This is a genomic window from Williamsia maris, assembly GCF_024171815.1.
In the GTDB taxonomy this organism is placed as follows: domain Bacteria; phylum Actinomycetota; class Actinomycetes; order Mycobacteriales; family Mycobacteriaceae; genus Williamsia_A; species Williamsia_A maris.
Genome location: NZ_JAMTCJ010000001.1, coordinates 1,141,198 through 1,167,537 on the forward strand (window position 1 = coordinate 1,141,198; position 26,340 = coordinate 1,167,537).

A 26,340-nucleotide genomic window follows, 5' to 3' on the forward strand; every position below is an offset into this window, starting at 1 on the left:
CCCGAAGGACCTACAGGCGGCAGCCGACCAGCACCGGCTCCGGTTCCAGACGGACCCCGAACGCCGCCTCGACGCCGTCGCGCACCTGGCGGGCGAGGGTGAGCAGTTCCTCGGTCGTGGCGCCGCCACGATTGGTCAGGGCCAGGGTGTGCTTGGTGGACAGACGTACGGACACGGTGTCGTCGGGGTAGCCGCGGGAGAAACCGGCGCGCTCGATGAGCCATCCGGCGGACAGTTTGACGCCACCCTCGGCGGCGAATCGGGGCACCGGGACGTCGCCCACCCGCGCCGAGATGGCGTCCAGGATGTGAGGGAGATCATCGTCGGAGACGATCGGATTGGTGAAGAACGACCCTGCACTCCACGTGTCGTGGTCCCCGGCGTCGAGAACCATCCCCTTCCCCGACCGCAGCGCGAGGACCTGCTCGCGGACGACAGCGACCGGGACGCGCTCGCCCTGCTCGACCCCGAGCGTGTGCGCGAGCTCGCGATATCGGATGGGCGCACTGAGGCCGTCGTCGGTCAGCCGCATGGCGACACGGACCACGACGCGGTCGTCGTGATGCTTCAGCGCGCTGGTCCGGTAGGCCAGGGCGAGTTCGGACGGGGTGATCCACCGCAGCGCACCGTCGGTTCGATCGAGCACCTCGACGCCGTCGAGCACGTCGGCGATCTCCACGCCGTACGCGCCGACGTTCTGCACCGGCGTCGACCCGACCGCCCCGGGGATCCCGGAGAGGCACTCGAGGCCGCCCAGGTTGCGCTCGACGGTGTCGGCGACCACGGCGTCCCAGCCGGCGCCCGCGTCGGCGACCACCCGCGGACAGTCGTCCGGACCGACGTCGTAACGGACCTCGTCGTTGGCGATCTGCACGACGGTCCCGGCGAAACCGGCGTCGGAGACAACGAGATTGGACCCCCCACCGACCAGCAGGACCGGTTCTCCGGCGCGATCGAGGCGCCCGAGGGTCTCGACGAGCTCATCGGCGGTGGTCACGCGCACGAACGCGCGGGCCGGACCGCCCAGACGCAGGGTGGTGAGCTGCGACAGCGACACCGGCTGACCGGGGTAATCCGCGTAGTCGCGTTCGGGGCTCACGGCCCCAACGGTAACGTCTGCAGACCATGGCGACGAAGCTGCGGCACACGATCACCTTCCCGTTCGGAATGGCGGCCTACGTCGCCGCGGTCTCCGACACCGAGTACTGGAAGGCCCTGTCCGTCGGGTCCCCGGAGGCACCCGGTGAGCTGGAGTCGACCGACATCACCGACACGGGGGCCGAGGTACACCTCATCCAACGCATCCCCGGCGACAAGCTGCCCCCGGCGGTCACCGCACTCGTCTCCGGCGATCTGGCCGTCAAACGGTCGGTGATCATGGCGTTCCTGGCCGACGACCACACCACCGGATCCTTCGACGCCGACGTGACGGGTACCCCGGCGACGACCAAGGGGACGATCGACGCGACCGGCGCCGATGAGTGCACCGTCGTCTTCACCGGCTCGGTCAATGTCCGAATCCCATTGGTCGGCGGCAAGATCGAGAAGATGATCGCCGAGAATCTCGTGGGCCTGTTCGACGCGGAGCGCGATTTCACCATTGCCTGGCACGACGAGCACAGCTGACCTGACCGGCAGGTAAGGTACCGATCATGGCGCGCCGTCTCAGTTATTCAGCCCGATATGAGCATCCAACCGAGAAGGTCTACTCGGCACTGTCCAGCCGTGAGTTCTGGGACGACCAGATGGTCGAGTTCCGCAAACTGACCCCGCAGTCCGACGTCGACAAGTTCGTCGTCGACGAGAACGGTGTCGACATCGTCCTCGTGCAGACCCTCCCGAAGTCCGATCTGCCCGCCATCGCCAGCGCGGTGATCAAGAAGGACATGATCATCACCCGCAAGGAGTTCCTCGGGCCGTACAACCCGGAGAAGACCGAGGGCACCTACAGCGCGGGCATCCCCGCCGGCCCGGGCAACGTCTCCGGCGTGCAGGAGCTGTTCCCCACCGAGACCGGGTGCACCCTGCGACGCACCACCGAGGTCAAGGTCTACGTCCCGTTCGTCAACGGCAAACTCGAGCAGCTCATCCTGGTGAACCTCGTCGACCTGTTCCGCGGCGAGGCGGAGTTCACGGCCGACTGGATCGCCAAGAACAGCTGACCCCCGGCCCGGTCGGTGGCACGCGACGGGTTCCTGCGGGCGCAGGGTCAGATCACCCGCGGCACCACCAACCTCAACCGTCTGCGACGCGTCGACCGATGGATGGCCGGACGTATTGAGATCGTCGAACTCCTTCGCGCGCAAGCAGATCCGCTCGCGGTGGACCTGGGTTACGGCGACCGCCCGGACACCGCGGTGGAGATGTCCCGCCGGTTGCGTGCGGTGGCGCCGCGGACCGCGCTGGTGGGCCTGGAGATCGACCCCGCCCGCGTGGTCGACGACCGCGACGGGGTGCACTTCGCCCGTGGCGGTTTCGAGCTCGCCGGGCTACGCCCGCACCTGGTCCGCGCGTTCAACGTCCTGCGGCAGTACGACGAGTCCGAGGTGGGCCCCGCGTGGGCGCGTATGCAGTCCGGCCTCGCACCCGGCGGACTGATCGTCGAGGGCACGTGCGACGAGATCGGTCGGCGGTGCGCCTGGATCCTCCTCGACGCCGACGGTCCGCGCTCGCTGACCCTGGCCTGGGATCCCGAGCACACCGATCGCCCGTCCGACATCGCCCCGCGCCTGCCCAAGGCGCTGATCCACCACAACGTGCCGGGTACCCCGATCCACGACCTGCTCACCGCCGCCGACCGGTGCTGGGATGCCGCAGCGCAGTACGCGCCCTACGGCCGACGCGTCCGGTGGAGTCACGCCCGGACCGCGCTGCACGCCCAGGGCGTGCCCTGTGAGCTGCCCCGCCGACGTCTCCGCGACAACGTCCTGACCGTCCCGTGGGACGTGGTCTCGCCCGTCCGACCGTAGAATCGGGCCCATGCGTATCGCGATGGCCCAGGTCCCCAGCGGGACCGATCCCGCCGCCAACCTGGACCTGCTGCGCGTACGGGCCGGGCAGGCCGCGGCCGACGGCGCCGATCTCGTGGTGTTCCCGGAGGCGATGATGTGCCGGTTCGGCGTGCCGCTCGCCCCGATCGCCGAACCCCTCGACGGCCCCTGGGCCACCGGCGTCCGCGACACCGCGACGACCTCCGGTGTGACGATCGTGGCGGGGATGTTCACCCCGGCCGACACCCTCGACGGTCGCCGACGGGTGCGCAACACCCTGATCGTCGCCGCCCCGGACGGCACGGTGACCTCCTACGACAAGATCCACCTCTACGACGCGTTCGGATTCCGCGAGTCCGCCACGGTCGCGCCCGGATCGACCCCGGTCGTGATCGAGGTTGCCGGACACACCGTCGGCCTCGCGACCTGCTACGACATCCGGTTCCCAGAACTGTTCACGACCCTCGCGACGGCGGGCGCCGAGCTGATCGTCGTCCCGTCGTCGTGGGGCGCCGGACCGGGCAAACAACAGCAGTGGCGGGTGCTGGCCCAGGCCCGCGCGCTCGACAGCAGCACCATCATCGCCGCGGTGGGTCAGCCCGTCCCCCCGGATCCCGACGTCGCGGACTCCGCCGCGCCGACCGGGATCGGCCATTCGCTGCTCGTCGACCCGTTCGGCGACGTGCTCGCCGAATACGGTGACGAGGAGTGCCTCGACCTGCATGTTCTCGACTTCGACCGCGTGGGTGCAGCCCGGTCGACGATCGCGGTTCTCGACAACAAGATGTTGCACGTCTGACGTCGCGGTCGGACCTTTCAGAGAAGTCTCACGATCGGCACAACATGGGCAGGCAGAATCGAGGGCGATGAATGAGCGCAACGACAACGACGACGCCCCCACCGCCAAGGCCTACTCACAGACCCGGCCGTTCGAGGCTCCTCCCGGGACGGAGTACCCGGCCGTGCCCGGTTACGGTCCGCCGTCGGGACCGCCTCCGCCCGGAACGGGGTTCGACGACCCGGCCCAGCCCGCGGGCGACCCGCCGCGGCCGGCGAAACCGCGCCGTCGCGTCGGGATGATCGTCACGATCAGCGCCCTGGTGCTGGTGCTCGTGTTGGTCATCGCCGGGGTGGGCAGTGAGCTCTACCTGCGCAACGCGACCAAGGACTGCCTCGAGCAGTCGTTCGCGGAGCTGACCGGGTCGTCGGCGTCGGTGTCGTTGAGCAAGAAGCCGATGCTGTTGCAGGCGGCCACCAAAGAGGTCCCCTACGTCCAGATCGACACCTCCGGGGACGACGGGTCGGCCATCTCGCTGCACGGCCGCGCCGACAACATCAAGGGCATCTCCGACGGCTCGACCATCGGCAGTCTCGCCGCCACCGGGTCGGTCCCCTTCGCGCGGATCGTCGAGCTGAGCAAGCAGTCGTCGCAGCAGTCCACCGCCACCGACCAGCAGCAGTCGACCGGACTCGGCGGCCTGTTCGGCGACTTCACGCTGGACAGCCTCACCGGCGACCCGTCGACCGGCACCATCACCGTCAACGCAGGCGTGAGCGTGGCCGGGCTGATCTCCATCCCGGTCAGCACCGAGATCAAGCCGGTCACGACCGGCGGCAAGATCGACTTCCAGGTCGTCAAGGCCAGCGCCCTCGTGTTCGGCATCCCGTCGAACTTCGCGCAGACCCTCGTCGACGGGGTGTCGAAGTCGTTGTTCCCGCCCCTGTTCGACAAGCTCTCCATCGACAAGCTCTCCGTCACCTCCACCGGCGTGGACTTCGCGGTCACCGGAACCGATGTGCCGCTCGACCAGAACACGTCCGGCTCGACGTCGGGGTCGCAGGGCCAGACCACCTGCACGGTCATCTGATGCGGTCATGACCTCGAAGCCGGAACCGTTGTGGCTCTTCGCCGATCAGCTGGGTCGCCACATCCACTCCGCGCCCGAGCACTCCGATCGCGACATCATCCTCATCGAGTCGACCGCGGCGCTACGCCGACGCGGCGGCCATCGTCAGAAGGCGCACCTGCTGCTGTCGGGGATGCGACACCTCGCGGCCGAACTCGGTGAGCGAGCGCAACTGTGGCAGGCCGACGGCTATCGCGACGCGCTCGTCGAACTCGGCCGACCGGTGGTCGTGCACGAACCGACCTCGCGGGCGGCACACGATTTCGTACACGCCCTCGTCGAGGAGGGGCTCGTTGCCGAGGTGCTGCCGAACCCTTCGTTCGCCCTCTCGCGGGAGGACTTCGAGAAGTGGGCGGGCACGGCGTCGTCGTTCCGCATGGAGACCTTCTATCGCGAACAACGCCGCCGTTTCGACATCCTCATGGACGGTGACCGGCCTGCGGGCGGGACGTGGAACTACGACCACGAGAACCGTGAGTCGCCGCCGAAGTCGGAGACCCTGGGCGTCGACCCGCCCTGGTGGCCCACCGAGGACGAGATAGACGAACAGGTCCGCGCCGACCTCGACGCCCTCGAGATCGAATGGTCCGGCGCCGACGGGCCGCGACTGTTCGCGGTGACCACCGACGAGGCGAACGAAGCCCTGCGGACCTTCATCGACCAGCGGCTCGCGACGTTCGGGCGCTACGAGGACGCCATCATGGGGGCGGACTGGACGATGTCGCACTCGCTGCTGTCGGTGCCGCTCAACCTGTCGCTGCTCGATCCCCTCGACGTGGTGCACGCCGCCGAGGACGCCGCGCGCAGCGGCGACGTGGACCTCGCCGCCGCGGAGGGGTTCATCCGTCAAGTCATCGGGTGGCGCGAGTTCATCTGGCATCTGTACTGGCACTTCGGTGCGGAGTACATGACGAACAACAAGCTCGACGCGCACGTGCCGCTGCCGGACTGGTTCCGCGATCTCGATGCCGACGCCGTCACCGCCCGGTGCCTGTCGGACGCGCTCGAAGGTGTCCGAGACCGCGGCTGGGTTCACCACATCCCCCGACTGATGATCCTGGGCAGCCATGCGCTGCAACGTAATTACGACCCGGCCGAGCTGACCGAGTGGTTCCGCGCCAACTTCGTCGACGGCTACGAGTGGGTCATGCCGGTCAACGTCATCGGGATGAGTCAGCACGCCGACGGCGGTCTGATGGCGACGAAGCCGTACACATCCGGCGGCGCCTACATCAACAAGATGTCCGACCACTGCCGCTCGTGCGACTACAACCCCAAGAAGCGGGTCGGCGACGACGCCTGCCCGTTCACGGCCGGGTACTGGGCGTTCACCCATCGCCACCAGGAGATGCTGTCGGCCAACCACCGCACCGCACGTGCGGTCTCGACGATGAACCGACTCTCCGATCTCGACGCGGTGCTCGAACAGGAAGCCCATCGGGAGGTGTTCTGATGGGGTCGGAAGAACGCCGATGTCGACGGGGGCTGCGCGCGTACGATCGACAACACTTCCCAAGGGGCGAGACGAGGTGAACATGATCATGCCTGAGCAGAACCGAGCCGCGGTCGCGATCGTGAGTTATGCCGGCGTTCTGTACGCCGCGGTGGCGGTCTTCGCCGTCACCCTGTTCTATTCGACCGCCGTCGATCACGGCCCGCGGCACGAATACCCCGTGGAGCACTGGATTCTCGCGGCCGGGGTGTCCGCGCTCGTCGCGGGCGTCCTGCTGCTCGCGGTCAACGCGCTGCTCCGCGACACCCGGACGGCACGCACCCGAACCTGACGCGGACCGTCCACGTCGACTTGAACCCGCCGAGGGTCTAACCGTCGACGACGCCTGACCGGCACGCATAGCGTCGGACCGCGTGTCTGTGAAAACCGTCGAACCGTCCCCACGGCCCACCCCGGACGACGCGGGGCCCGAGTCCACGGACCCGACCCGGCTGCGACTGGTCGTCGCCTCGGCACTGCTCGGCACCACCATCGAGTGGTACGACTTCTTCCTCTACGCCACGGCCGCGTCGCTGGTGTTCAACAAGCTCTTCTTCCCCGACAGCAGTTCCTACGTGGGGACCATGTTGTCGCTGGCGACGTTCGCGGTCGGTTTCGTCGTCCGCCCCATCGGCGGCGTGGTGTTCGGACACATCGGCGACAAGATCGGCCGAAAGCGCACACTCGCCGTCACGATGCTGCTGATGGGGACCGCCACCGCGCTGATGGCGGTCCTACCGACCGCGGCGCAGGTCGGGGTCGCCGCACCGATCCTCCTGCTGGTCCTGCGGGTCGTCCAGGGATTCGCCCTCGGCGGGGAGTGGGCGGGCGCGGTCCTGATGTCGGTAGAACACGGCCCTCGCGGTCGGACGGGCCTCTTCGGGTCGATCCCGCAGATCGGGCTGGCGCTGGGCCTCGGACTCGGCACCGCGGTGTTCGCGACACTGCAGACCGTCTTCGACACCGCCGACTTCCTCGCCTACGGCTGGCGCATCGCGTTCGGCGTGAGCGTGATCCTGGTGATCGTCGGCTTCGTCGTCCGTCTGGTCGTCGACGACACCCCGTCGTTCCGTGCCGCCGAACGCACGGTCGCCACCGTGCGCGCACCCATCGCGGCCCTGTTCGCCGATCGACATCTGCGTCGCCAGACCTTCTTCGGTCTGCTGTCGCGCTGGGCCGAGGGCGCGGCGTTCAACACGTGGGGCGTCTTCGCCATCACCTACGCCACCGGGACGCTGGCGATGGACAACGTGTCGGTGCTGTGGTCGGTGACGATCGCGACCGCGGTGATGGCCGTCGTGATCCCCTTCTCGGGACTGATGGCCGACCGCATCTCCCCCAAATGGATCTTCATCAGCGGGGTCGCCGCGTACGGCGTGGCCGTCTATCCGGTCTTCGCGCTGTTCAGCACCGGCGACATCGTGTGGTTCACCATCGGCCTGGTGATCGTGTTCGGTCTCGTGCACGGGTGGTTCTACGGCGCACAGGGCACGCTCTACGCGCTGGTGTACCCCACCGAGGTCCGCTACACCGGGATCTCGTTCATCTACAACTTCGCCGGCGTCTACGCGTCCGGCCTCACGCCGCTCATCCTCACCGCACTCATCCACAGCGGCAGCGGGAAACCCTGGGGTGCAGCGGGTTACCTCGTCGCGACCGCGGTCATCTCGGTCGTCGGGTCGGCGTTCCTCACGCCCGCACGCCCCGACGAGGCCCTCACATGGGTCGACGACGATGTCCTGCTCGCGCGACCCCATGCGGGCGAGTCGGTGACCGCCGGCGTCGGTGTGCCACGCTCGTAGGCATGACCGAGTCCATCACCTCGCAGTACACCCGCCGACAGGTCGCGGCCATCGTCGACCACACCCTGCTCAAGCCCGAGGCGACCCGCGCCGACGCGGAGGCCACCGTCGCCGAGGCCGCCGAACTGGGCGTCGCGGCGGTCTGTCTGTCGCCCTCGATGCTGCCCATCGACACCGGCCATCAGGCGACCTGCGTCGTCGCAGGATTCCCGTCGGGCAAACATCATTCGTTGGTCAAGGCGGCCGAGGCCCGTCTCGCCGTGGACTCCGGCGCCCATGAGGTCGACATGGTCATCGACATCGGCGCGGCCGTCGCCGGGCACTACGACGAGATCTTCGCCGACGTGCTCACCGTCCGCGAGGCGGTGGGCCCCGAGGTGGTGCTCAAGGTGATCATCGAGTCCGCCGCCCTGCTGGAACTCAGCGGCCCGGACTGCGTCACCCAGGTCTGCGTGAAGGCGGCCGCGGCCGGTGCGTCGATGGTGAAGACGTCGACGGGTTTCCACCCGTCCGGCGGGGCGAGCGTCGAGGCGGTGACGTTGATGCGCGCCGCCGTTCCCGGACGGGTCGGCATCAAGGCGTCCGGCGGTATCCGGACCGCGGAGTTCGCGGCCGAGTTGATCGCCGCCGGTGCCACGCGACTGGGGTTGTCGGGCACGCGCGCGGTCCTCGACGGGTTCGACGACGTCTGAACGCCGGTCGGTCCCGCGCGGTCAGGCGATGAACTGCGCTCTGTCGGTGGTCTTCTCGATGAGCTCGGTGAGCAGCCGGTCGTAGGCGTCGTGCTCCTCGATGTTGCTCATGTGTCCGGTGTGCGGCAGCACGAGGTACTCGTGGAGGTGGCCTGCGTCCTCGAGCGTCGCGGCTATCGCATCCGAGTGCTTGCGCGGGGTGAGGCGGTCGTCGGTCCCGACGACCACCGCGGTGGGCACGGTCAGGTTGAGCACGCCCTGCCACACGTCGAGGTCCAACATCGCGGCGCCCCATCGCGCCCGCGCGACGGCCGGGCACTCGGAGATCATGCGGTCGCAGAACTCCACGTGGGCGAGTCGGGCCTGGGTGTTCAACGCGATGTACTGCGCCATCTTGGGCGAGACGGTGGTGTGCGGCAACGGCATCGGGGTGGTCGCGATCATCCGACCGACCGCGAACTCGAGTGGGCGGGTGAACCGCGGCAACCCCTCGGGGATCACCGCGAGGTTCTGCATGATCTCGACCGCGGCCGTCGAGGTGAGCACGACGCCCCTGGCGAACCGGTCGACGCTCTGCGGATGATTCGCGGCCCACGCGAGCACCGACATCCCGCCCATGCTGTGGCCGGCGATGATGGCCCGGCGATCCGATGGGACCACAGCCTGTAGAACCGATTCCAGATCGGAGCCGAGCAGGTCTGTGCTGAGCTTGGTCTTGCCGAGCGGGGTCTCGCCGTGGCCGCGCTGGTCGTAGACCACCACGCGGCACGTGTCGGCGAAGTCGTTGATCTGCGCCCACCAGTGCCGGGTGTTGCAGGTCCATCCGTGGGCCGCGACGATCAGGTCACCGTCGGCCGGGCCGTAGGCGAGCACGTTGATCGGGTTGCCGTCCGCGGCGCGCACGGCGATCCGTTCGGGCGTCGCACGCGGTCGGTCGAGCAGGTGATCGGGGCCGTCGTCGACCGGCGGGGCGGCGGTGAGCGCCGAGCGCACCAGTGCGGTGAGAATGGTGCCGACGCCGATACCGACCGCGCCGACGCCGACACCTCCGGCGACGGCGAGACCGGTGAGTGCCTTGCTGGACCTGGTCATGGAATCGGTGCCTCTCGTCAGGTGGTCTGGGTTCCGCTGCCGTCAGGCGCGATGTCGAGCTGGTCGTCGAACTCGCCGTGGTCGCCCTCGAGTATCTCCGACGCCTCGCCGATCGCGATCGAGATCTTCCGGTCGAGCGCACGTCGGAAGGCCGACTGCACGATCTCGTGCGCCATCGGCCGCACCGTCCGGATGAGGTGGGCGGCCTTCGCGACCTCCTTCTCCTCGAGGTCGAGCAGTTGCCCGTCCTCGCCGAAGTACTTGTCGGTGATGATCGCGACGAAACTGTCGGCCACGTCGTCGAGGTCGTTCTGCACCCGCTCCCACTTGCGCAGCAACGACTCGAGGTCGATGCCCGCCTTCACCAGGACCTCGGCGCCCTCGAGGAGTTCCGGGCTCTTGATCGCGTACTGCGCACCCTCCTTGGCCAGCAGACCGAGACGCTGACTCATGGCGATGGTGGTGTCGGTGGCGCCGATGGTGCGGCGCAGTTCGGTCATGGTGATCGTCGCGGCCCGTTTGAAGGTCCGCCAGCGGCCGCCCTTGGGCTCGCCGTCGAGAACGTGCTCGACCTTCATCCCGTAGTGCGCGGCCAGCAGCAACTCGCTGATCGTCGCGAACGTGTAGCCGCGGTCGAGCAACTTCGAGATGAGGTTCAGCCGGACGAGGTGCTCCTGCGAGTACCACCCGGTCCGCCCCTTGATCTTGGGAGACGGCAGCAGACCACGGTCCTGGTACACCCGGATGTTTCGGACACTGACACCCGAGATGTCGGCAAGCTCGTTGATCCGGTATTCAGCCACCGGGCGATTCTATCCGCGCACGTCGCGCGTTCTCGTACGCGGCGATCAGATGATCGCGCCGCGACGCAGCAGAATCTTGCCCGGACCGCCGATGAGTCCGCATTCGTCGAGGAAGGACACGGTCTTCGCGCAGCCGTTCCGCTTGCGGTCGTTGTAGAACGTGTTGCGACGCGCAGCCTTGACGGCGGCCTTCTTGTCGAGCCCGGCCGCCTCGTACACCTTGGGGTTGACCAGGCAGAACACGACCATGTAGACGGTGATGGCAAGCATCAGCCGGGTCATGTGCCGACGGATCGGGCTCATGTCGGCCGCGATGCGCACGGTCTCCTCGCGGGCGAACCGGATGTGGCGCGCCTCCTCGAGCACGTGGATCTTGCTGACCGTGCGGGTGACCGGCTGGACGCGCGGATCCTTCATGAAATCGCGCTGCATCATGTCGAGGATCTCCTCGGCGGCCAGCGTGCCACCGAACGCGAGCGATCCCGAGGCCAGTGCCTTGAACGGCCGGCTGAGGAAGTTGATCCACTTCGGGCGCTCGTAGTTCGGGATGCCGAAGTAGTCGGCCGCCTTGGCGAACATCGTCGAGTGGCGGCACTCGTCGGCGATCTCGGTCAGCGCGAACTGGAAGTGCGGCGACGCGGGATCCTGCTTGTAGGCGTCGCGGATGAGCATCTGCATGAGGATGATCTCGAACCAGATGCCGGTCGCGCTGATGCTGGCGGCCTCGTGCTCGGTGAGCGTTATCCGCTGCTCCTCGGTCATCTGATCCCACATCTCGGTGCCGTACAGGCTGCACCACTCGGGGGTCATCCCGTAGAAGCTCTCGTGGTCGATGGGGGCTTCCCAGTCGACCTCGATCAGCGGGTCGTAGGACTTCCGTGCCGACGACGCGAGCAGGCGACGCGCAACATCCTGGCGATCCAGTACCTTGTCGAGCCGGGTGAGCGGTTCTGCGATGGTCATCGTGCACTCCTATGCGGGCCGGACGGCCCGTCGTCGACGACAAAAACCTTGTCAATCAACGATGCAACATGACACTGCTCGATGTCAAGGTATTTCGACAACGAACATTGTCATATCGGGTGCGCTCAGACCTTGCGGAACCACTTCTTGTTCTGGATCGAGTCGACCCGGGGACGGACGTCGACCAGGTAGACCAGCACGGCGACGATCCCGATGATGCCGAAGATGCCCAGGAGTCCGAAGAGCCAGAGGAACAGGGTCGCGACGACCAGGATGCTGACCCAGATCACCTTGCTCTGACGATCGACGGCCGGGAACGCATCGGGCCGCTGGATCGCGGCATGGATGAGTGCGATCACTGCCGCGACACCGGCGATCACGGTGAGGATCAGCACGAAGAAGCTGCGGGAGTAGTCCAACACGGAGACGAAGTTCACGCGCGCAGTCTAACCGGTGGGTAATGCCCTGTTTGTCGCACTCACGCGACCCCGGACACGACGACGCCCCCGGTGGACTCGATGAGTTCACCGGGGGCGCGGTCGAGCTGGTACGGAAGGGTTACTTCGCAGCCTTCTTGGCCGGGGCCTTCTTGGCCGGGGTGGCCTTCTTGGCCGGAGCCTTCTTGGCGGGCGCCTTCTTGGCCGGGGCCTTCTTCGCGGCGACGGGCTCGTTCTTCAGCTCGTCGAGCTTCTTGGCCGGCGAGTCCTTGGCGCCACGGCCCTTGGCCTCGACGGTGCCCGCGGCGCCGGCGACCTTGCCCGAGGCGAGGTTGGCGAGCTTGGCGGCGCGCTCGCCGACGGCCTTGGTCTGCGACGAGATGGTGCCCAGCGCGTCCTCGGTCAGGTCGATCGCGTCGTTGTAGGCCTTCTCCGCCTTCGACACGTTCTCCTGGAACTCGGGCTGCTGACGCAGGCGCTCGACGGTCTCCTCGCCGCGCTCGGCGAGCGAGTTGTAGATGCCGGTGGCGACCTCGATGTAGGCCTCGGCGACCTTGCGCAGCTCCTCCTGGGTGAAGCGGGTACGCAGCTCGTCGATGCCGGCCGGGACGTCCTCGGGCAGCGAGTTCAGGCGCTCACGGGTCTCCTCGATGCGGGTCTGCGCGGTCTCGGCAGCCGCCTCGGTGCGCTCGCGGAGCTGGCTGAGGACCTCGTTGACCTGCTGCAGGGCGAGGTCGCCCGCGCCGACTGCGGCGAAGATCGGGGTGGTGATCTTACGATCTGACTTGCTCATGCTGTCTCCCTCATTTGACTGATCTGGTGATGTCGGCGCGGTGGTCGCGACCGATGGATTCTCGAATAACCATGTGCTGCTAGGACTTCGCGGAGTCCGAGCTGTTCTCTCTGCAGAACGACTCGTAGATCTCCAGCAGCATCTGCTTCTGTCGCTCACTGATCGCCGAATCGACGAGCAGCGCGTCGCGCACAGGGCTGGCTGGGCGTTCTTCGAGAATGCCGGCGCGCACATAGAGCACTTCGGCCGACACGCGCAGACCCTTGGCGATCTGCGCCAGCACATCGGCGGAGGGCTTGCGCAGCCCTCGTTCGATCTGACTGAGATACGGGTTGCTCACGCCTGCGCGCTCCGCCAACTGACGTAGCGACACCTCCGCGGCGACCCGCTGAGACCGGATGAATCCACCGATGTCCAGTGCGGCACTGGCAACGCCCGCGACCGCTCGACTGGCTGCATCCTCGGAATCGACGTCAGCTGACGTGTTCTCCGTGGGATCAACCGCCTCTGGCTTCATCGGTAACCTCCTCTGGTTCCGATCGCCAGTATTCGCATGAGTGCTAGCAAATGCAAGCACTCAGCTAATTTTCCCCGTCATAAGTGGTCGACGCCACATTTCAGGAGAACAACAGCACCGACACCGAGTAGATGGCGAGACCGGCGAGCGAGCCGACGACCGTGCCGTTGATGCGGATGAACTGCAGATCGCGGCCGACCTGCAGCTCGATCTTGCGGCTGGTGTCCTCGGCGTCCCACCCGCGCACGGTCTCGGTGATCACCGAGACGATCTCGGTCGCATAGTTGTTCGCGACGTGGCGGGCGACGCGCACGGTCCACATGTTCATCTTGGCCTGCAACGGCTCGTCGTTGCTGACGCGTGTGGCGACCTTGATGACCGCGTCGGCGAGGTTGGAGCGCAGCGTGCTGTCGGGGTCGTCGAGGGCCTGTCCCAGCACCGCCTTGGCCGAGCGCCACGCCGTCGAGGCCGCACCGGCGACCTCGTCGCGGCCGATGAACTCGTCCTTGATCTGCTCGAGACGGGCAATGGTCTCGGGATCGTGCTGGAGGTCCTGGGCGAACTGTTCGAGGAACTCGTTCATCGCCCGACGGATGTCGTGGTCGGGGTCGGTCCGCACCTTGTCGGTGTAGTCGACGAGTTCACGGTGGATCCGGTCGCCCACCACGGCGTTGAGGAACTTCGGCGCCCACGCGGGCCCGTCCTTGTCGATGACCTTGTCGATCAGGCCCTGACTGCCCTCCGCCCAGTCGTGCGCGCGGTCGCACAGCATCTGGATGACCGGCGCGAGACGGTTCTCCTCGATGAGCGACTCCAGGACACGGCCGGCCGGCGGGCCCCACTGGGGCTCGGCCATCCAGCGCATCCCGGCGACGATGAACTGTTCGATGTCGTCGTCCTGGAGCATCTCCCCGGCGAGTCCGATGGCACGAGACGCCTCTGCACTGACCCGGGGCGAGTTCTTCGGATCGGCCAGCCACCGCGAGACGCGCTGCGGCAGTTCCAGCTTCGACACCTGCCCCTCGATGACCGAGGGGGTCATGAAGTTCTGTTCGACGAAATCGCCGAGCTGCTCACCGATCTGGTCCTTCTTGCGACGGATCAGGGCGGTGTGCGGGATCGGCAGCCCGAGGGGCTGGCGGAACAACGCGGTGACGGCGAACCAGTCGGCGAGCGCACCGACCATGCCCGCCTCGGACGCGGCCCGGACGTAGGCCACCCAGCCGGCGGTGTCATCGCCGCCCCGGTCCTCGAGCCATCGGGTGAAGAGGTAGACGAGCGCGGCGAACACCAGCAGTCCGGTGGCCACGATCTTCATCTTGCGCAGCGAACGGCGGCGTTCGTCGTCGGCGGCGGTACCACCGCTGAGGCCGCCGAGCGTGTTCGGCGACGGGGGCGACACAACGGTGTCGCGCTCCTGGACATGGGTCGGGTTCACCCGTCCAGTCTTACCCGAATCGGCCCCATCGGCAGTCACTGCGGCAGCAACGTCGTCGACCATCGTGACCAGCGATACTGTTGTGTCATGCCAGCCCGCCACACCACAGCCGCCGCCGCACGCGCCGCCGTGGCCGCGGCAGCGCACGCGACGAAGGGGCTGGAGGCGGCGCTGCGCGCCACGGCCCCCGCCGAGGCGAACGGCAGCAAGACCGACGGTCGCAAGCAGCGGTGGACGCAGCACAAGGAGGAGCGCCGCACCGAGCTGGTCGACGGGACCCTCGAGGCGGTCCGCGTGCTCGGCGCCGACGTGGGGATGGACGAGATCGCCGCCCACATCGGGGTGTCGAAGACCGTCCTCTACCGCTACTTCACCGACAAGAACGACCTGAACACCGCGGCGATGGTGCGGTTCATCGAGATCACGCTGCTGCCGCGACTCACCGAGACGCTGGTCGAGGACGTCGACGAGTTCACGATGACCCGGGGCGTCATCTCGGTGTACGTGCAGACCATCTCCGACGAGCCGGAGATCTACGCCTTCGTCACCAGTTCGAACTACGCCAGCCCGAAGGTCCTCGCGGACTCCGAGAAGCTCATCGCGCAGGTGGTCTCCTACGCCATGACCGATCGCCTGTCCGACCGCGACCTCGACACCAGCGGGTTCGAGACCTGGGCCTACGCCCTCGTCGGCGGGGTGCAGCTGGCCACCCACTGGTGGATGGTGGAGCGGCGCCTGTCACAGGAGGCGCTGATCAACCACCTGACGATGCTGGTGTGGACGTCGTTCGTGGGCATCACCGAGGTCGGCGGGTCGGCGGAACTGTTCAACGCGCAGGAACACCCGCTGCCGCACTTCCCCTCCGACGCCGCACCGTGAGCATCTAGTCTCCTTCCATGAGCGATGCCGATGAACACGGCCATGACGATGACGACGCGGGGAGTTACTCCGGCCCCGCCACGGTGACCGTCGCCGGGCGTCGACCCGTCGAGGTCGCCGTGCAGCTGGTCGGCCACTTCGACCCCATCGGTGGGAAGTTCGTGTGGCAGGGTCGTATTCGCGGGTTGTCCGCGGCGTCGGACCCGGCTGATCCGCCCGTGACCGACGGCACCGACGTCCACATCGCGACCCCTCGGGGCGCCGGCGACGGACTGCTCGCGGCGCAGGATGCATTCGGCGGCCACGTCGTGACCGGCGTGGGTGCTCCCCCGTTCGCGCAGCTGCCCGACGACGTGGACCGGTGACCGACCACCGGGTCGCCCTGGTGACCGGCGGCAGCCGTGGCGTCGGCCGCGGTGTGGCCACCGCACTGGGCGCGGCCGGGTGGACGGTCTATCTCACCGGTCGTGGCAGCACCGACCCCGACGACCCTCTCGGTCGGGTCGCGGCCGACATCACCGCGGCGGGCGGGCGCGCCCACGCGGTGACCTGCGACCACGTCGACGACGACCAGGTGGCCGAGGTCTTCGCCCGGATCCGCACCGACGAGTCGCGGTTGGATCTGCTCGTCAACAACGTCTGGGCCGCACCACGGGGTTTCGGCGGTTTCAGCGACACGTTCTGGCAGCGGCCGATCTCGGACTGGGACACCCTGATCGAGGTGGGTCTCCGGTCGCACTACGTCGCCTCGGTGCACGCCGCGCAGACAATGGTCCCGCAGGGCTCCGGGCTGCTGGTCAACATCTCGTCGTTCGGGTCACGGGGTCATCTGCACTCGGTGCTCTACGGGATGAGCAAGACCGCGCTGGACAAGATGTCGTTCGACATGGGCCACGAACTCACCGGCACCGGGGTCACGGCGATCAGCCTGTGGCTCGGCCTCATCCGCACCGAACTGCTCCTCTCGCTCGGCATGGACGAGTTCGCCGGGTTCTCGCTCGAACGCGCCGAGGACCCGACGTTCGTCGGACGTGTGATCGACGCGCTGGCCGCCGATCCCGAACTGGGTACCCACAACGGCGCGACGCTCGTCAGCGCGGAGTTGGGTGCGGGCTACGGACTCACCAACGACAACGGCAGCCGACCGGACTCGCACCGCGAGGCCTTCGGTGGCGGCGGCCTGTTCCCACCGGAAGGGTGAGGTAGATGAGCAAGACCAAGGACCTGGGCAGCAGCAAGAAGCCGGACCGCATCCGATCGTCGACGCTCCGACCGGAGACACTCGGGCGGCTCGACACCATCGACACCCGTGCGAAACCCGGTTTCGACGGGTCGAAGTCGGACGGCGCGAAGCTCCTCACGAAGCGCGGTGAACGTCTGGCCGGTTTGCAGGAGTTGCTCTACGCGGGCGGACGCAGCGGGGACACGCGGTCGGTGCTGCTGGTCCTGCAGGGGATGGACACCTCGGGCAAGGGCGGGATCGTGCGCCACGTGATGGGCATGGTCGACCCGCAGGGGGTGTCGCACGCGTCGTTCGGGAAGCCGACCGACGAGGAGCTGGAACACGACTTCCTGTGGCGCATCAAGAAGAAGCTTCCCGATCCCGGCCAGATCGGGGTGTTCGACCGGTCGCACTACGAGGACGTCCTCGTCGTGCGGGTGCATGATCTGGTCCCGATGCCGGTGTGGCAGAAACGGTATGAGGAGATCAACGCGTTCGAGCGTGAACTCGTCGACGCCGGCACCACCGTCGTCAAGGCGATGTTGCACATCTCCCCCGACGCACAGCGCGAGCGCCTGGCCAAGCGTCTCGACCGGCCCGACAAGTACTGGAAGTTCAACCCCGCCGACATCGACGAGCGCGCGTACTGGTCGGGCTACCAGGAGGCCTATCAGGCGATGCTGGAGGAGACCGACACCGACGTCGCACCCTGGCACGTCGTGCCGGCCGACCGCAAATGGTATGCGCGGCTGGCGATCACCGAGCTGGTCATCGACGCCTTGGAGGCCATGGACCTCGGGTGGCCGGACCCCGACTTCGATGTCGAACACGAGAAGAAGCGCCTCGCCGAGAGCTGACGCGGGATCGTCAGCAGAGTTTCCCGGTGAGCGGGAGAGTTTGCTGACGATCCGACACCGCGGGTCAGCGGGTAGCAGGCGAGCCCGATGAGCACGGCCGAGAAGTGTCCGAGGTTGGTGACACCGACATCGACGATCAGCGGTGTCAGGCAACAGGTCACGATGACCGCGACGTACACCGCACGCCACCGACCGGTGAACCGGTAGGCGAGCACACCCATGATGGCGAACATGAAGTAGCTGACGCCGACGTCACGCATCGACACCTCCGACGGCCCGGCGAACCCTGCGTAGATCGCCAGCCAGAGCGCGCCCTGACTGATGTAGGTGGCCAGCACGTGACCGGCGACCCCGACCATGAGCCACCGGCGCGCGCCCAGCCAGTGCTCGGTCGGGACGAGGAGCACGCCGAAGAACAGCGCGTACGGGAGCCAGTAGGCGCCGTCGAGCCAGACGAGGCTCGACGCCAGCACCGACAGCGGCTCACGCGAGAGATGTACGAGGTCGGTCGACGACTCGGCCAACCACCTCGACACCGTCGCCGCCGACACCGCGTGCTGCACGATCGTGGTGATCAGCAGCACCAGCAACCACGCCGTGGTCAACGGCGCGCGGGCGAAGTGCGTCCGTACCGAGCGCGCGAGTTCCATGCGCTCGACACTGCCGACGCCGCCTGTGGCCGCACTCGTCTGCGGCTGTGAGGTCGCTGGGTGCTCAGACCGGCCGATACCCGGCGCCCACACGACCCACACGGTCGAGGTCGGCGAGGATCGCGCCCATCGACGTGGCGGCCAGCGGGGTCCGCGCGGCATCGGCACGCGTCGAACACGAGGGATACGCGGATCCGGCGACGCCGGAGTAGACGACGCTCCCACGCAACAGTCCGACGACGCGGTCGCCAGCGACGACCGGGCCACCGGAATCACCGGGTTGCGCGCAGGTCGCGACGATGATCGTGGTCGCCGACAGCCGACGGAGCACCGGTCCGCAGCTGTAGCCGGTGGTTCGCCCCTGCTTGCAGGCCGTCGCACCGATGGCGGGGTCCCTTCCGATGCCTGCGATGACAACCCGGCCACGAGCGGCGGTCGGTCGGACCTTCCCGGTGTCGAAGCCGATCACCGCGTAGTCGAGTCCGGACACCGACGACGGTGCGGCGGTTCGTGTCGACGCTCGGACGACTCCGATCACGCCGGAACCCGCTGCATTCTCGAGTCGCACCGTCTCGCCGACGCTCGCACAGTGGCCCGCGGTGAGCCCGACCAGTCCGCCGAAGCGGTCGCGACCGATCGAGTTCAGAGTGCACAACTGCGCCGACGACCCGGTGCCGATGAGCACTCCGGCGCCGCCGCCGACGGTCACGTTCGGCGCGGCCTGCGCCGACCCGAGACCGCCCGACACCGACGCGATCACGAGGGCCACGACCAGAACCGACAATCGGACCCGCCGGCGAGCAGTCATCTCCACCTCACACCTGCGCCACCGGTTCGGTGACGTGGGAGAAGTAAACACCGCCGCCGGCGATCCGGCGCGGGGAATGCGTCTACTTCTTGGCGTACTCGTAGAAGCCGTGTCCGGACTTCTTGCCGAGGCGCCCGGCCTCGACGAGGCGCAGGAGCAGCGGCGGCGGTGCGTACAGCGGCTCCTTGTACTCGTCGAACATCTTGTCGGCGATGGACTTCACGGTGTCGAGCCCCACGAGGTCGGTGAGCTTGAGCGGACCCATCGGGTGCGCGCACCCCAGGACCATGCCCTTGTCGACGTCCTCGGCGGTGGCGAAGCCGCTCTCCACCATGCGGATCGCGGAGAGCAGGTACGGCACCAGCAGGGCGTTGACGATGAAGCCCGAGCGGTCGGCCGAACGCACGACCTGCTTGCCGAGGATCTCACCGGCGAACTGCTCGGCGCGGGCGGAGACCGCGTCCGACGTCGCGAGGCTGGTGATCAGCTCGACCAGCGGCAACACCGGGACAGGGTTGAAGAAGTGCATGCCGATGACCCGCTCGGGGTTGGCGGTGGCCACACCGAGTCGCGTGATCGGGATCGAGGAGGTGTTGGAGGCGAGGACGGCGTCGGGGTCGGTGACGACCTTGTCGAGCTCGGCGAAGACCTTCGTCTTGATCGTCTCGTCCTCGATGATGGCCTCGCACACGATCTGGCGATCGGCGAAGTCGGCGAGGTCGGAGGTGAAACGCAGGTTGTCGGTGGCCTGTTCGCGTTCGCGCTCGGTCAGCTTGCCGCTGCTCACGCCGCGGTCGAGCGACTTGAGGATCCGGTCGCGACCGGCGGCGACCAGTTCGGGGGTGTTCTCGTACACCAGGACGTCGGCGTGGGCACGTGCGCACACCTCGGCGATGCCTGCGCCCATCTGGCCGGCGCCGATGACACCGACCCGCGAAATCTTCTCGCTAGCCACAACTACTCCTTCAACAACACGACGTGAGAATTCAAGATGCTTGCGCAACAACAGATCAAAGGCGAGATGAGGGTAACCCTTATCGGGTACCGACTCAGATGACCGAAAGACCAGCAGGCGGCCCGCAGCGAAACGCTACGGGCCGCCTGACAGGTCGGCGAAGAGTTCCGGGGTGGCGGGCTAGTGGAACTGGCCCTCTTCGGTGGAGCCCTTCAGTGCTGCGGTCGACGTGTTGGGGTCGACGGTGGTGGCGATGCGGTCGAAGTAGCCGGCGCCGACCTCACGCTGGTGCTTGACGGCGGTGAAGCCACGCTCCTCGGCGGCCTTGAACTCACGGTTCTGCAGGTCGACGAACGCCGTCATGCCGTTGCGGGCGTAGCCGTGCGCCAGATCGAACATGCCGTAGTTGAGCGAGTGGAAACCGGCCAGGGTGATGAACTGGAACGTGAAGCCCATCGCGCCGAGCTCCTTCTGGAACTTCGCGATGGTGTCGTCGTCCAGGTGCTGTGACCAGTTGAACGACGGGCTGCAGTTGTAGGCCAGCAGCTGGTCGGGGAAGTCCGCCTTGACCGCCTCGGAGAACTTGCGGGCCAGCTGGAGATCGGGGGTGCCGGTCTCCATCCAGATCAGGTCGGCGTACGGCGCGTAGGACTTCGCACGCGCGATGCACGGCTCGATGCCGTTCTTGACGTTGTAGTAACCCTCGGCGGTGCGCTCACCGGTGACGAACTGCTTGTCACGGTCGTCGACATCGGAGGTGATGAGGGTCGCGGCCTCGGCGTCGGTGCGGGCGATGACCACGGTGGGCACGTTCGCGACGTCGGCGGCCAGACGAGCCGAGTTCAGGGTGCGGATGTGCTGCTGGGTGGGGATGAGCACCTTGCCACCGAGGTGGCCGCACTTCTTCTCCGACGCCAGCTGGTCCTCCCAGTGGGTACCGGCTGCACCGGCGGCGATGAGCGCCTTCTGCAGCTCGTAGACGTTGAGCGCGCCACCGAAGCCGGCTTCACCGTCGGCGACGATCGGGACGAGCCAGTTGTCGATGGACTTGTCGCCCTCGACCGCTGCGACCTCGTCGGCACGCAGCAGCGCGTTGTTGATGCGACGGACCACGGTCGGCACCGAGTTCGCCGGGTACAGCGACTGGTCCGGGTAGGTGTGGCCGGACAGGTTCGCGTCACCGGCGACCTGCCAGCCGGAGAGGTACACGGCCTTCAGGCCGGCGCGCACCTGCTGCACGGCCTGGTTGCCGGTGAGGGCGCCCAGCGAGTTGAGGTAGCTGCCGTCACCCTTGGTGACGCCGTCCCACAGGATCTCCGCGCCGCGGCGGGCGAGGGTGTGCTCCTCGACGACGGTGCCCTGGAGCTCCGACACCTGCTCGGCGGTGTAGTCACGCGTGACGCCGGCCCAGCGGGGGTTGGTGTCCCAGTCCTGCTGGATCTCGGCGGGGGTCTTCGGCTTTCCGACAGTGCTCATGTTCGCCACTTCGCTTTCGTTGTTTCATCGTGCGATTTGCGGACCGCCTACGTCGACACGAATTTCTTCGCAATCAACTGGCTGACTGGGCGGTGCCTGCAACGAGAGTGCCACAGAACAAACGTGCTGGTCCACACCTCGCAACTGCCAATTCAGGCCAGCATTTGCACAGTTCTTGCGAAGTTTGCAAAGTTGGGTCTGCGAAGCCCCGGGGCATCAGGCGCCAAAAAGTACGCCCGTACTGCGTTTTTACACGGGCGGGGCGCAGAGCCCGCCGCGATCGTCCGACGCGGCACACGACGTGTCCACACGGGGACAAGACGGCCCACAGTGACGACAATCACATTCCGGGTCCGACAACCCGGACCCTGTCGTCGGCGCGCGACCCCCGCCGAACGCGTCGTAGCCTGAGACGGTGAGCAAGACCTACGTGGGATCGCGACTGCGCCAGCTGCGGTCGGAGCGTGGGCTCTCCCAGGTCTCGTTGGCCCAGACACTCGCGATCTCGCCGTCGTATCTGAACCAGCTCGAGCACGACGCGCGGCCACTGACCGACCCGGTGCTGCTCAAGCTCAGCGAGGTCTTCGGGGTCGACGAGGTGTTCTTCAGCTCGCAGGACAACGTGCGGCTGGTCGCCGAGATGAACGAGGTGCTGCAGGATCCCGATGTCGGCAGTGGCACCGAATCGGCCGAGGTCACCGACATGGTCCGCGCCCACCCCGACCTCGCCCGCGCCATGGTCAACCTGCACCGGCGCTACCGGATCGCCACCGACCAGCTCGCGGCGGCGACCGACGACCGCGTCGACGGCAGCATGCGTGGCGCGATCACCGCGCCCCACGAGGAGGTCCGCGACTACTTCTACCAACGGCACAACTACCTGCACGACCTCGACACCGCCGCCGAGGAACTGACCAACCGGATGCGGATGCACTCCGGCGACGTGCGCCGCGAGATCCACAACCGGCTCGAGACCGTCCACGGGGTGTCGGTCGTACGCCGCGTCGACATGGGCGACACCGTCCTGCACCGGTTCGACCCGACCGCACGGCGACTCGAGATCTCGCGTCACCTCTCCGGTGGACAGCGGACCTTCAAGCTCGCGGCCGAGCTGGCCTACCTGGAGTACGGCGACCTGCTGAACACGTTGGCCGACGAGGGCAACTTCACCAACGACGAGGCACGCAGTCTGGCGATGCTCGGCCTGGCCAACTACTTCGCCGCCGCCACCGTGCTCCCCTACGCCCAGTTCCACGGTGCCGCCGAGGATTTCCGCTACGACATCGAACGGCTGTCGGCGTTCTACCAGGTGTCCTACGAGACCGTCTGCCACCGATTGTCGACGCTGCAGCGGCCGAACCTGCGCGGCGTCCCGTTCTCGTTCGTCCGGGTCGATCGCGCCGGGAACATGTCGAAGCGACAGTCCGCCACCGGTTTCCACTTCTCCTCGAGCGGCGGCACCTGCCCGCTGTGGAACGTCTACGAGACCTTCGCCTCGCCCGGCAAGATCCTCACGCAGATCGCGCAGATGCCCGACGGGCGCACCTACCTCTGGGTCGCGCGGACGGTCGAGCGTCGCGCGGCCCGCTACGGCCAGCCGGGCAAGACGTTCGCCATCGGCCTCGGCTGCGAGCTGCGGCACGCCGGGCGGTTGGTCTACGCCGACGGCCTGGAGATCGGCCCGCAGGCGCAGGTCACCCCGATCGGCGCCGGTTGCCGCGTGTGCGAGCGGGTCAACTGCGCGCAGCGGGCGTTCCCCGCGCTCGGGGCGACCCTGCAGATCGACGAGCACCGAAGCACCATCTCGCCGTACCTCATCGAGTGACTCGGCTACCGTCGACCGCGTGACCGAACCTCGCATCGCCCCAGGCACCCTCCGCCAACTCGGCCCAGTCAACTGGGCCTTCTGCCGTATCGCGTCGCGCACGCTGGGCCTGCCCGACATGCACATCTTCTCCACCCTCGGGCGCACCGGCGGGCTGTTCCGCGGGTGGCTCTACTACTCGGCCCGCCTCATGCCCTTCGGGACGCTGTCGCGGCGCGACACCGAGATGGTCATCCTGCGGACCGCGCACCTGCGCGACTCCGCCTACGAGATGGACCACCACATCCGCCTCGGCCGTCGCGCCGGGATCGACGCCGCGATGGTCGAACGCATCGTGAACGGACCCGACGCCGGGTGGTCCGCGCGGGACACGGCGATCCTGCGCGCGGTCGACGAGCTCGTCACCGACCGCGACATCACCGACAGCACGTGGCAGACGATCACCGAGCACCTGTCCGAGCGCCAGCAGATCGGTCTGGTCATGCTTGTCGGACAGTACGATTCGCTGGCGACCACGCTCGGGACCCTGCGCGTACAGCGCGACCGATGACCGCGCCCACCGACCGGATCCGGGCCCTGCTGACCGTGCCCGTCCGCGATGACTCCGCCGGCTACCTCGATGTCCTCGACCCCCCGGAGGCCGCGGACTCACTGAGCCTCCGGGTGATGCAGAACCCGCTGTTCGCCGAGGTCTACGAGCGGGCGTGGCGCCCGGTCTTCACCCGCCTGTTCAGCCTGGGTGGTGCGTCGACGGCCGTGCAGGACCGCACCCTGACCGCGCACCTCAGCCGATCGGGCGACCGGAAGGTCCTCGACGTCGCGTGCGGCCCCGGCAACTACACCCGACGCTTCGCCGCCGGGTTGACTGGTGACGGACTCAGTGTGGGCGTGGACTTCTCGGCGCCCATGCTCAGTCGGGCGGTGCGCGACAACAGCGGAGCGCGCACGGGATACGTCCGTGGGGACGCGCACGCACTCCCGTTCGCCGACAACACCTTCGACACCGTCGCCTGCCTCGCCGCGCTCTACCTGATCACCGATCCGTTCGCGGTGGTCGACGAGCTGGCCCGCGTCGTCGCGCCCGGTGGCGAGGTCGCGGTGTTCACCACCGTCCGCACCCGGATCACCGCGGTGCCCGGACTCGGCGTCCTCAACAAGGTCAGCGGCTTCCGGATCTTCGGCCGCCACGAGATCACCGACCGACTGGCCGCGGCCGGCCTGGTCGACATCGAGCAGACCATCACCGGCCAGGGCCAGTTCGTCACCGCCCGGAAATCCCCACAGACGACCTCGCGGTAACGGCCCGCCAGGGCGTCCGGTGGGTTAGCCTGGCACTCCATGCCGGGGGGTATGTACACAAAGCATCCGGGGGGAAGCTGCCATGTTCACAGGTGAGCGCACATCCAGCGAAAAATCGATGACCGACGCACTGCACGAGACATTCCGCTCCTACCTGCTCGATCCGCAGTCCGGGACCGACCTCGCACCGTTGGCCCACCACCTCGTCGACCGTGCCGCGGCCACCATCGCCTCGCACCGCATCCCGGCGCCGGACGCGTCCACACCCGTCGTCGACGCGCTCGTCGAGACGTCGATGCGGGCCGCGATCGCCACGGTGCCCGAGGCCATGGCGCCGGCGGGGTTCCTCCGCACCGGTCCCGAACCCCTTGTCCGCCTTCGTGAGACGGTCGCCGAGTGGGCCCGCGACGGCGTCGACCTCGCCTCGGTGTTGGCGCTGCTCGACCGCGGCTTCGACATCGTGTTCACGGCGCTCGCCGAACGTGCCGCCACCACCGGCCGGTTCACCACTGACATCAAACTCCTCGTCGACGTGCGCGCCGACGTCGCCACCCAGGCGGCCGGGGTGTTCGCCGCCACCGACACCCGCGTGGTCACGGCGTCGTCCCGCCGGGGCTTCGGCGAGGCGCTCCTGGCCGGACGGATCGACATCAGCGGTGCACGCCGGGTGGGTCTCGAGGTCGCGGAGCGCTATCAGGTGATCGCACTGGCCGTCGAGGAGCGAGTGCCCGAGCACGGCGGCGGCGACCCCGGCGCGACCACCCTCGGGTCCCTGGACTCCGCGGTCCGACGCGTACTGGGTCATCAGGCGTTGTCGGTGCTCAGTGAGGCCGGCGGCACCGTTGTCCTGCCCGCCGACCGGGCGCACGCACTCGTCGCAGCCGAGGCGGTGGCGGCCCTGGGTCGCGCCGTCGGCGCCGACATCACCGCGACGCGGGTCGTGGGCACGGCCGAGTCCATTCCCGACATGGCCCTGCGCGCCGACGAACTGCTCGATCTCGCTCGCGCGATCGGCCGACCGCCGGGGGTCTACACGATGGACGACCTGGTGGTCGAGTACCAGATCACCCGGCCCGGTCCGGCCCTCGACCGGCTCGCCGCCCTCATCCGCCCCTTGGAAGAGGCGAGCGCGGAGCTGTTGGAGACCCTGCGGGTGCACATGTCGTGCGGCATGAACCGCCGGGAGACCGCCCGTCGGCTCTCGGTCCACCCGAACACCGTCGACAACCGGATGACGCGGGTGGCGGCCGCCCTGGGCGTCGACCTCAACCGGCCGAAGGCCATCGCGCAGACGCAGTCGGCGATCCTCGCCTTCGACGCCCTGCGCCGACCCGGACGCCTGCGAACTCTGCCCGCGCCGGCGGGCTCGTCGCGTGAACGAACGATTTCGAGTTCTCTGTTCCCGGTCACCAGGACTGCGTTCGTTTCGTCTGTTTAGAATCG

At 68.0% G+C, this 26,340-nt stretch carries 28 protein-coding genes and 1 pseudogene; 17 read left to right on the plus strand and 12 right to left on the minus strand.

Annotated elements, in window-relative coordinates:
• Positions 1 to 10 precede the first annotated feature (10 nt).
• A complete protein-coding gene (locus tag LX13_RS05390; RefSeq protein WP_253660249.1) occupies positions 11 to 1,099 on the minus strand; it encodes a UDP-N-acetylmuramate dehydrogenase in 1,089 nt (362 codons plus the stop codon).
• Between the two features lie 26 nt (positions 1,100 to 1,125).
• On the opposite strand from LX13_RS05390, the gene LX13_RS05395 reads away from it, so the two are divergent.
• The 9 genes from LX13_RS05395 (at position 1,126) to deoC (ending at position 8,883) form a co-directional block, all read left to right on the plus strand.
• Complete coding sequence (locus LX13_RS05395; RefSeq protein WP_253660250.1) at positions 1,126 to 1,626, plus strand: DUF2505 domain-containing protein; 501 nt, start codon at positions 1,126 to 1,128, stop codon at positions 1,624 to 1,626.
• Positions 1,627 to 1,652: 26 nt separating this feature from the next.
• A complete protein-coding gene (locus tag LX13_RS05400) occupies positions 1,653 to 2,162 on the plus strand; it encodes a DUF2505 domain-containing protein (protein WP_253660251.1) in 510 nt (169 codons plus the stop codon).
• Positions 2,163 to 2,177: 15 nt separating this feature from the next.
• The gene (locus LX13_RS05405; protein ID WP_253660252.1) at positions 2,178 to 2,969 is read left to right on the plus strand and encodes a class I SAM-dependent methyltransferase; all 792 of its coding nucleotides are present in this window, start codon (positions 2,178 to 2,180) and stop codon (positions 2,967 to 2,969) included.
• A gap of 10 nt (positions 2,970 to 2,979) precedes the next feature.
• Entirely contained in the window at positions 2,980 to 3,789 is an 810-nt protein-coding gene (locus LX13_RS05410; protein ID WP_253660253.1) for a carbon-nitrogen hydrolase family protein, read from the plus strand.
• A 67-nt stretch (positions 3,790 to 3,856) separates the two neighbouring features.
• Positions 3,857 to 4,858 carry an LmeA family phospholipid-binding protein gene (locus LX13_RS05415; RefSeq protein ID WP_253660254.1) on the plus strand — a complete coding sequence of 334 codons (1,002 nt, stop codon included), beginning with the start codon at positions 3,857 to 3,859 and terminating at the stop codon, positions 4,856 to 4,858.
• Between the two features lie 7 nt (positions 4,859 to 4,865).
• Positions 4,866 to 6,350, plus strand: a complete 1,485-nt coding sequence (locus tag LX13_RS05420) for a cryptochrome/photolyase family protein (RefSeq protein WP_253660255.1) — start codon at positions 4,866 to 4,868, stop codon at positions 6,348 to 6,350.
• Between the two features lie 88 nt (positions 6,351 to 6,438).
• Positions 6,439 to 6,681 (plus strand): hypothetical protein, encoded by a 243-nt coding sequence (locus LX13_RS05425; protein WP_253660256.1) that lies wholly within the window; start codon positions 6,439 to 6,441, stop codon positions 6,679 to 6,681.
• Positions 6,682 to 6,769: 88 nt separating this feature from the next.
• Positions 6,770 to 8,191 carry an MFS transporter gene (locus LX13_RS05430; RefSeq protein ID WP_372499855.1) on the plus strand — a complete coding sequence of 474 codons (1,422 nt, stop codon included), beginning with the start codon at positions 6,770 to 6,772 and terminating at the stop codon, positions 8,189 to 8,191.
• A gap of 2 nt (positions 8,192 to 8,193) precedes the next feature.
• Positions 8,194 to 8,883: a deoxyribose-phosphate aldolase gene (gene deoC / locus LX13_RS05435; RefSeq protein ID WP_253660258.1), complete on the plus strand. Its 690-nt coding sequence runs from the start codon at positions 8,194 to 8,196 to the stop codon at positions 8,881 to 8,883.
• Between the two features lie 21 nt (positions 8,884 to 8,904).
• Here deoC and LX13_RS05440 read toward each other — a convergent pair whose 3' ends face one another.
• The 7 genes from LX13_RS05440 to LX13_RS05470 form a co-directional block, all read right to left on the minus strand.
• Positions 8,905 to 9,975 carry an alpha/beta fold hydrolase gene (locus tag LX13_RS05440; protein WP_253660259.1) on the minus strand — a complete coding sequence of 357 codons (1,071 nt, stop codon included), beginning with the start codon at positions 9,973 to 9,975 and terminating at the stop codon, positions 8,905 to 8,907.
• 17 nt (positions 9,976 to 9,992) lie between these two features.
• Positions 9,993 to 10,778 (minus strand): MerR family transcriptional regulator, encoded by a 786-nt coding sequence (locus LX13_RS05445; protein WP_253660260.1) that lies wholly within the window; start codon positions 10,776 to 10,778, stop codon positions 9,993 to 9,995.
• A 45-nt stretch (positions 10,779 to 10,823) separates the two neighbouring features.
• Complete coding sequence (locus LX13_RS05450) at positions 10,824 to 11,741, minus strand: AurF N-oxygenase family protein (protein WP_253660261.1); 918 nt, start codon at positions 11,739 to 11,741, stop codon at positions 10,824 to 10,826.
• A 125-nt stretch (positions 11,742 to 11,866) separates the two neighbouring features.
• On the minus strand, positions 11,867 to 12,178 hold the full coding sequence (locus LX13_RS05455; protein ID WP_253660262.1) for a DUF2516 family protein: 312 nt from the start codon (positions 12,176 to 12,178) through the stop codon (positions 11,867 to 11,869).
• A gap of 121 nt (positions 12,179 to 12,299) precedes the next feature.
• Positions 12,300 to 12,971, minus strand: a complete 672-nt coding sequence (locus tag LX13_RS05460) for a heparin-binding hemagglutinin (protein ID WP_253660263.1) — start codon at positions 12,969 to 12,971, stop codon at positions 12,300 to 12,302.
• A gap of 79 nt (positions 12,972 to 13,050) precedes the next feature.
• Positions 13,051 to 13,488 carry a helix-turn-helix domain-containing protein gene (locus tag LX13_RS05465; protein WP_253660264.1) on the minus strand — a complete coding sequence of 146 codons (438 nt, stop codon included), beginning with the start codon at positions 13,486 to 13,488 and terminating at the stop codon, positions 13,051 to 13,053.
• A gap of 100 nt (positions 13,489 to 13,588) precedes the next feature.
• Complete coding sequence (locus LX13_RS05470) at positions 13,589 to 14,806, minus strand: DUF445 domain-containing protein (RefSeq protein WP_253660574.1); 1,218 nt, start codon at positions 14,804 to 14,806, stop codon at positions 13,589 to 13,591.
• A 207-nt stretch (positions 14,807 to 15,013) separates the two neighbouring features.
• On the opposite strand from LX13_RS05470, the gene LX13_RS05475 reads away from it, so the two are divergent.
• From LX13_RS05475 to LX13_RS05490, 4 genes are read left to right on the plus strand one after another with little or no spacing between them, the layout of a single operon-like run.
• Positions 15,014 to 15,805, plus strand: coding sequence for a TetR/AcrR family transcriptional regulator (locus LX13_RS05475; RefSeq protein WP_253660265.1), 792 nt, complete (start codon positions 15,014 to 15,016; stop codon positions 15,803 to 15,805).
• Between the two features lie 17 nt (positions 15,806 to 15,822).
• A complete protein-coding gene (locus LX13_RS05480) occupies positions 15,823 to 16,170 on the plus strand; it encodes a DUF4873 domain-containing protein (RefSeq protein WP_253660266.1) in 348 nt (115 codons plus the stop codon).
• Positions 16,167 to 17,006: an SDR family NAD(P)-dependent oxidoreductase gene (locus LX13_RS05485; protein WP_253660267.1), complete on the plus strand. Its 840-nt coding sequence runs from the start codon at positions 16,167 to 16,169 to the stop codon at positions 17,004 to 17,006. Before LX13_RS05480 ends, LX13_RS05485 begins: the two co-directional genes overlap by 4 nt.
• Before the next feature lie 5 nt (positions 17,007 to 17,011).
• Positions 17,012 to 17,884 (plus strand): polyphosphate kinase 2 family protein, encoded by an 873-nt coding sequence (locus LX13_RS05490; protein ID WP_253660268.1) that lies wholly within the window; start codon positions 17,012 to 17,014, stop codon positions 17,882 to 17,884.
• Between the two features lie 62 nt (positions 17,885 to 17,946).
• Here the strand turns inward: LX13_RS05490 and LX13_RS23405 are convergent.
• The 4 genes and pseudogenes from LX13_RS23405 to aceA form a co-directional block, all read right to left on the minus strand.
• Positions 17,947 to 18,696: pseudogene (locus LX13_RS23405) on the minus strand (rhomboid-like protein); the annotation flags it as partial.
• A complete protein-coding gene (locus LX13_RS05495) occupies positions 18,599 to 19,342 on the minus strand; it encodes a chymotrypsin family serine protease (RefSeq protein WP_253660269.1) in 744 nt (247 codons plus the stop codon). The pseudogene LX13_RS23405 and the gene LX13_RS05495, both read right to left, overlap by 98 nt.
• An 82-nt stretch (positions 19,343 to 19,424) precedes the next feature.
• Entirely contained in the window at positions 19,425 to 20,297 is an 873-nt protein-coding gene (locus LX13_RS05500) for a 3-hydroxybutyryl-CoA dehydrogenase (RefSeq protein WP_308214709.1), read from the minus strand.
• 180 nt (positions 20,298 to 20,477) lie between these two features.
• Complete coding sequence (gene aceA / locus LX13_RS05505; RefSeq protein ID WP_253660270.1) at positions 20,478 to 21,773, minus strand: isocitrate lyase; 1,296 nt, start codon at positions 21,771 to 21,773, stop codon at positions 20,478 to 20,480.
• Positions 21,774 to 22,188: 415 nt separating this feature from the next.
• Between aceA and ramB the strand changes: the two genes are divergently transcribed.
• The 4 genes from ramB to LX13_RS05525 all read left to right on the plus strand — a co-directional run bounded on the left by ramB (position 22,189) and on the right by LX13_RS05525 (position 26,335).
• A complete protein-coding gene (gene ramB / locus LX13_RS05510; protein ID WP_253660271.1) occupies positions 22,189 to 23,598 on the plus strand; it encodes an acetate metabolism transcriptional regulator RamB in 1,410 nt (469 codons plus the stop codon).
• A 19-nt stretch (positions 23,599 to 23,617) separates the two neighbouring features.
• Positions 23,618 to 24,148 carry a carboxymuconolactone decarboxylase family protein gene (locus tag LX13_RS05515; RefSeq protein ID WP_253660272.1) on the plus strand — a complete coding sequence of 177 codons (531 nt, stop codon included), beginning with the start codon at positions 23,618 to 23,620 and terminating at the stop codon, positions 24,146 to 24,148.
• Entirely contained in the window at positions 24,145 to 24,897 is a 753-nt protein-coding gene (locus LX13_RS05520; protein ID WP_372499828.1) for a class I SAM-dependent methyltransferase, read from the plus strand. The genes LX13_RS05515 and LX13_RS05520 overlap by 4 nt, the downstream gene beginning before the upstream one ends.
• Positions 24,898 to 25,015: 118 nt before the next feature.
• Positions 25,016 to 26,335, plus strand: a complete 1,320-nt coding sequence (locus LX13_RS05525) for a PucR family transcriptional regulator (protein WP_253660273.1) — start codon at positions 25,016 to 25,018, stop codon at positions 26,333 to 26,335.
• Positions 26,336 to 26,340 lie beyond the last annotated feature (5 nt).

Bases quoted from the DNA above. Each gene is read 5' to 3' on its own strand.
- LX13_RS05395 (WP_253660250.1), top strand. From the start codon at position 1,126: ATGGCGACGAAGCTGCGGCACACGATCACCTTCCCGTTCGGAATGGCG.
- LX13_RS05400 (WP_253660251.1), top strand. From the start codon at position 1,653: ATGGCGCGCCGTCTCAGTTATTCAGCCCGATATGAGCATCCAACCGAG.
- LX13_RS05410 (WP_253660253.1), top strand. From the start codon at position 2,980: ATGCGTATCGCGATGGCCCAGGTCCCCAGCGGGACCGATCCCGCCGCC.
- LX13_RS05415 (WP_253660254.1), top strand. From the start codon at position 3,857: ATGAATGAGCGCAACGACAACGACGACGCCCCCACCGCCAAGGCCTAC.
- LX13_RS05420 (WP_253660255.1), top strand. From the start codon at position 4,866: ATGACCTCGAAGCCGGAACCGTTGTGGCTCTTCGCCGATCAGCTGGGT.
- LX13_RS05425 (WP_253660256.1), top strand. From the start codon at position 6,439: ATGCCTGAGCAGAACCGAGCCGCGGTCGCGATCGTGAGTTATGCCGGC.
- deoC (WP_253660258.1), top strand. From the start codon at position 8,194: ATGACCGAGTCCATCACCTCGCAGTACACCCGCCGACAGGTCGCGGCC.
- LX13_RS05440 (WP_253660259.1), bottom strand. From the start codon at position 9,975: ATGACCAGGTCCAGCAAGGCACTCACCGGTCTCGCCGTCGCCGGAGGT.
- LX13_RS05450 (WP_253660261.1), bottom strand. From the start codon at position 11,741: ATGACCATCGCAGAACCGCTCACCCGGCTCGACAAGGTACTGGATCGC.
- LX13_RS05460 (WP_253660263.1), bottom strand. From the start codon at position 12,971: ATGAGCAAGTCAGATCGTAAGATCACCACCCCGATCTTCGCCGCAGTC.
- LX13_RS05465 (WP_253660264.1), bottom strand. From the start codon at position 13,488: ATGAAGCCAGAGGCGGTTGATCCCACGGAGAACACGTCAGCTGACGTC.
- LX13_RS05470 (WP_253660574.1), bottom strand. From the start codon at position 14,806: ATGAAGATCGTGGCCACCGGACTGCTGGTGTTCGCCGCGCTCGTCTAC.
- LX13_RS05475 (WP_253660265.1), top strand. From the start codon at position 15,014: ATGCCAGCCCGCCACACCACAGCCGCCGCCGCACGCGCCGCCGTGGCC.
- LX13_RS05480 (WP_253660266.1), top strand. From the start codon at position 15,823: ATGAGCGATGCCGATGAACACGGCCATGACGATGACGACGCGGGGAGT.
- LX13_RS05490 (WP_253660268.1), top strand. From the start codon at position 17,012: ATGAGCAAGACCAAGGACCTGGGCAGCAGCAAGAAGCCGGACCGCATC.
- LX13_RS05495 (WP_253660269.1), bottom strand. From the start codon at position 19,342: ATGACTGCTCGCCGGCGGGTCCGATTGTCGGTTCTGGTCGTGGCCCTC.
- aceA (WP_253660270.1), bottom strand. From the start codon at position 21,773: ATGAGCACTGTCGGAAAGCCGAAGACCCCCGCCGAGATCCAGCAGGAC.
- LX13_RS05520 (WP_372499828.1), top strand. From the start codon at position 24,145: ATGACCGCGCCCACCGACCGGATCCGGGCCCTGCTGACCGTGCCCGTC.
- LX13_RS05525 (WP_253660273.1), top strand. From the start codon at position 25,016: ATGACCGACGCACTGCACGAGACATTCCGCTCCTACCTGCTCGATCCG.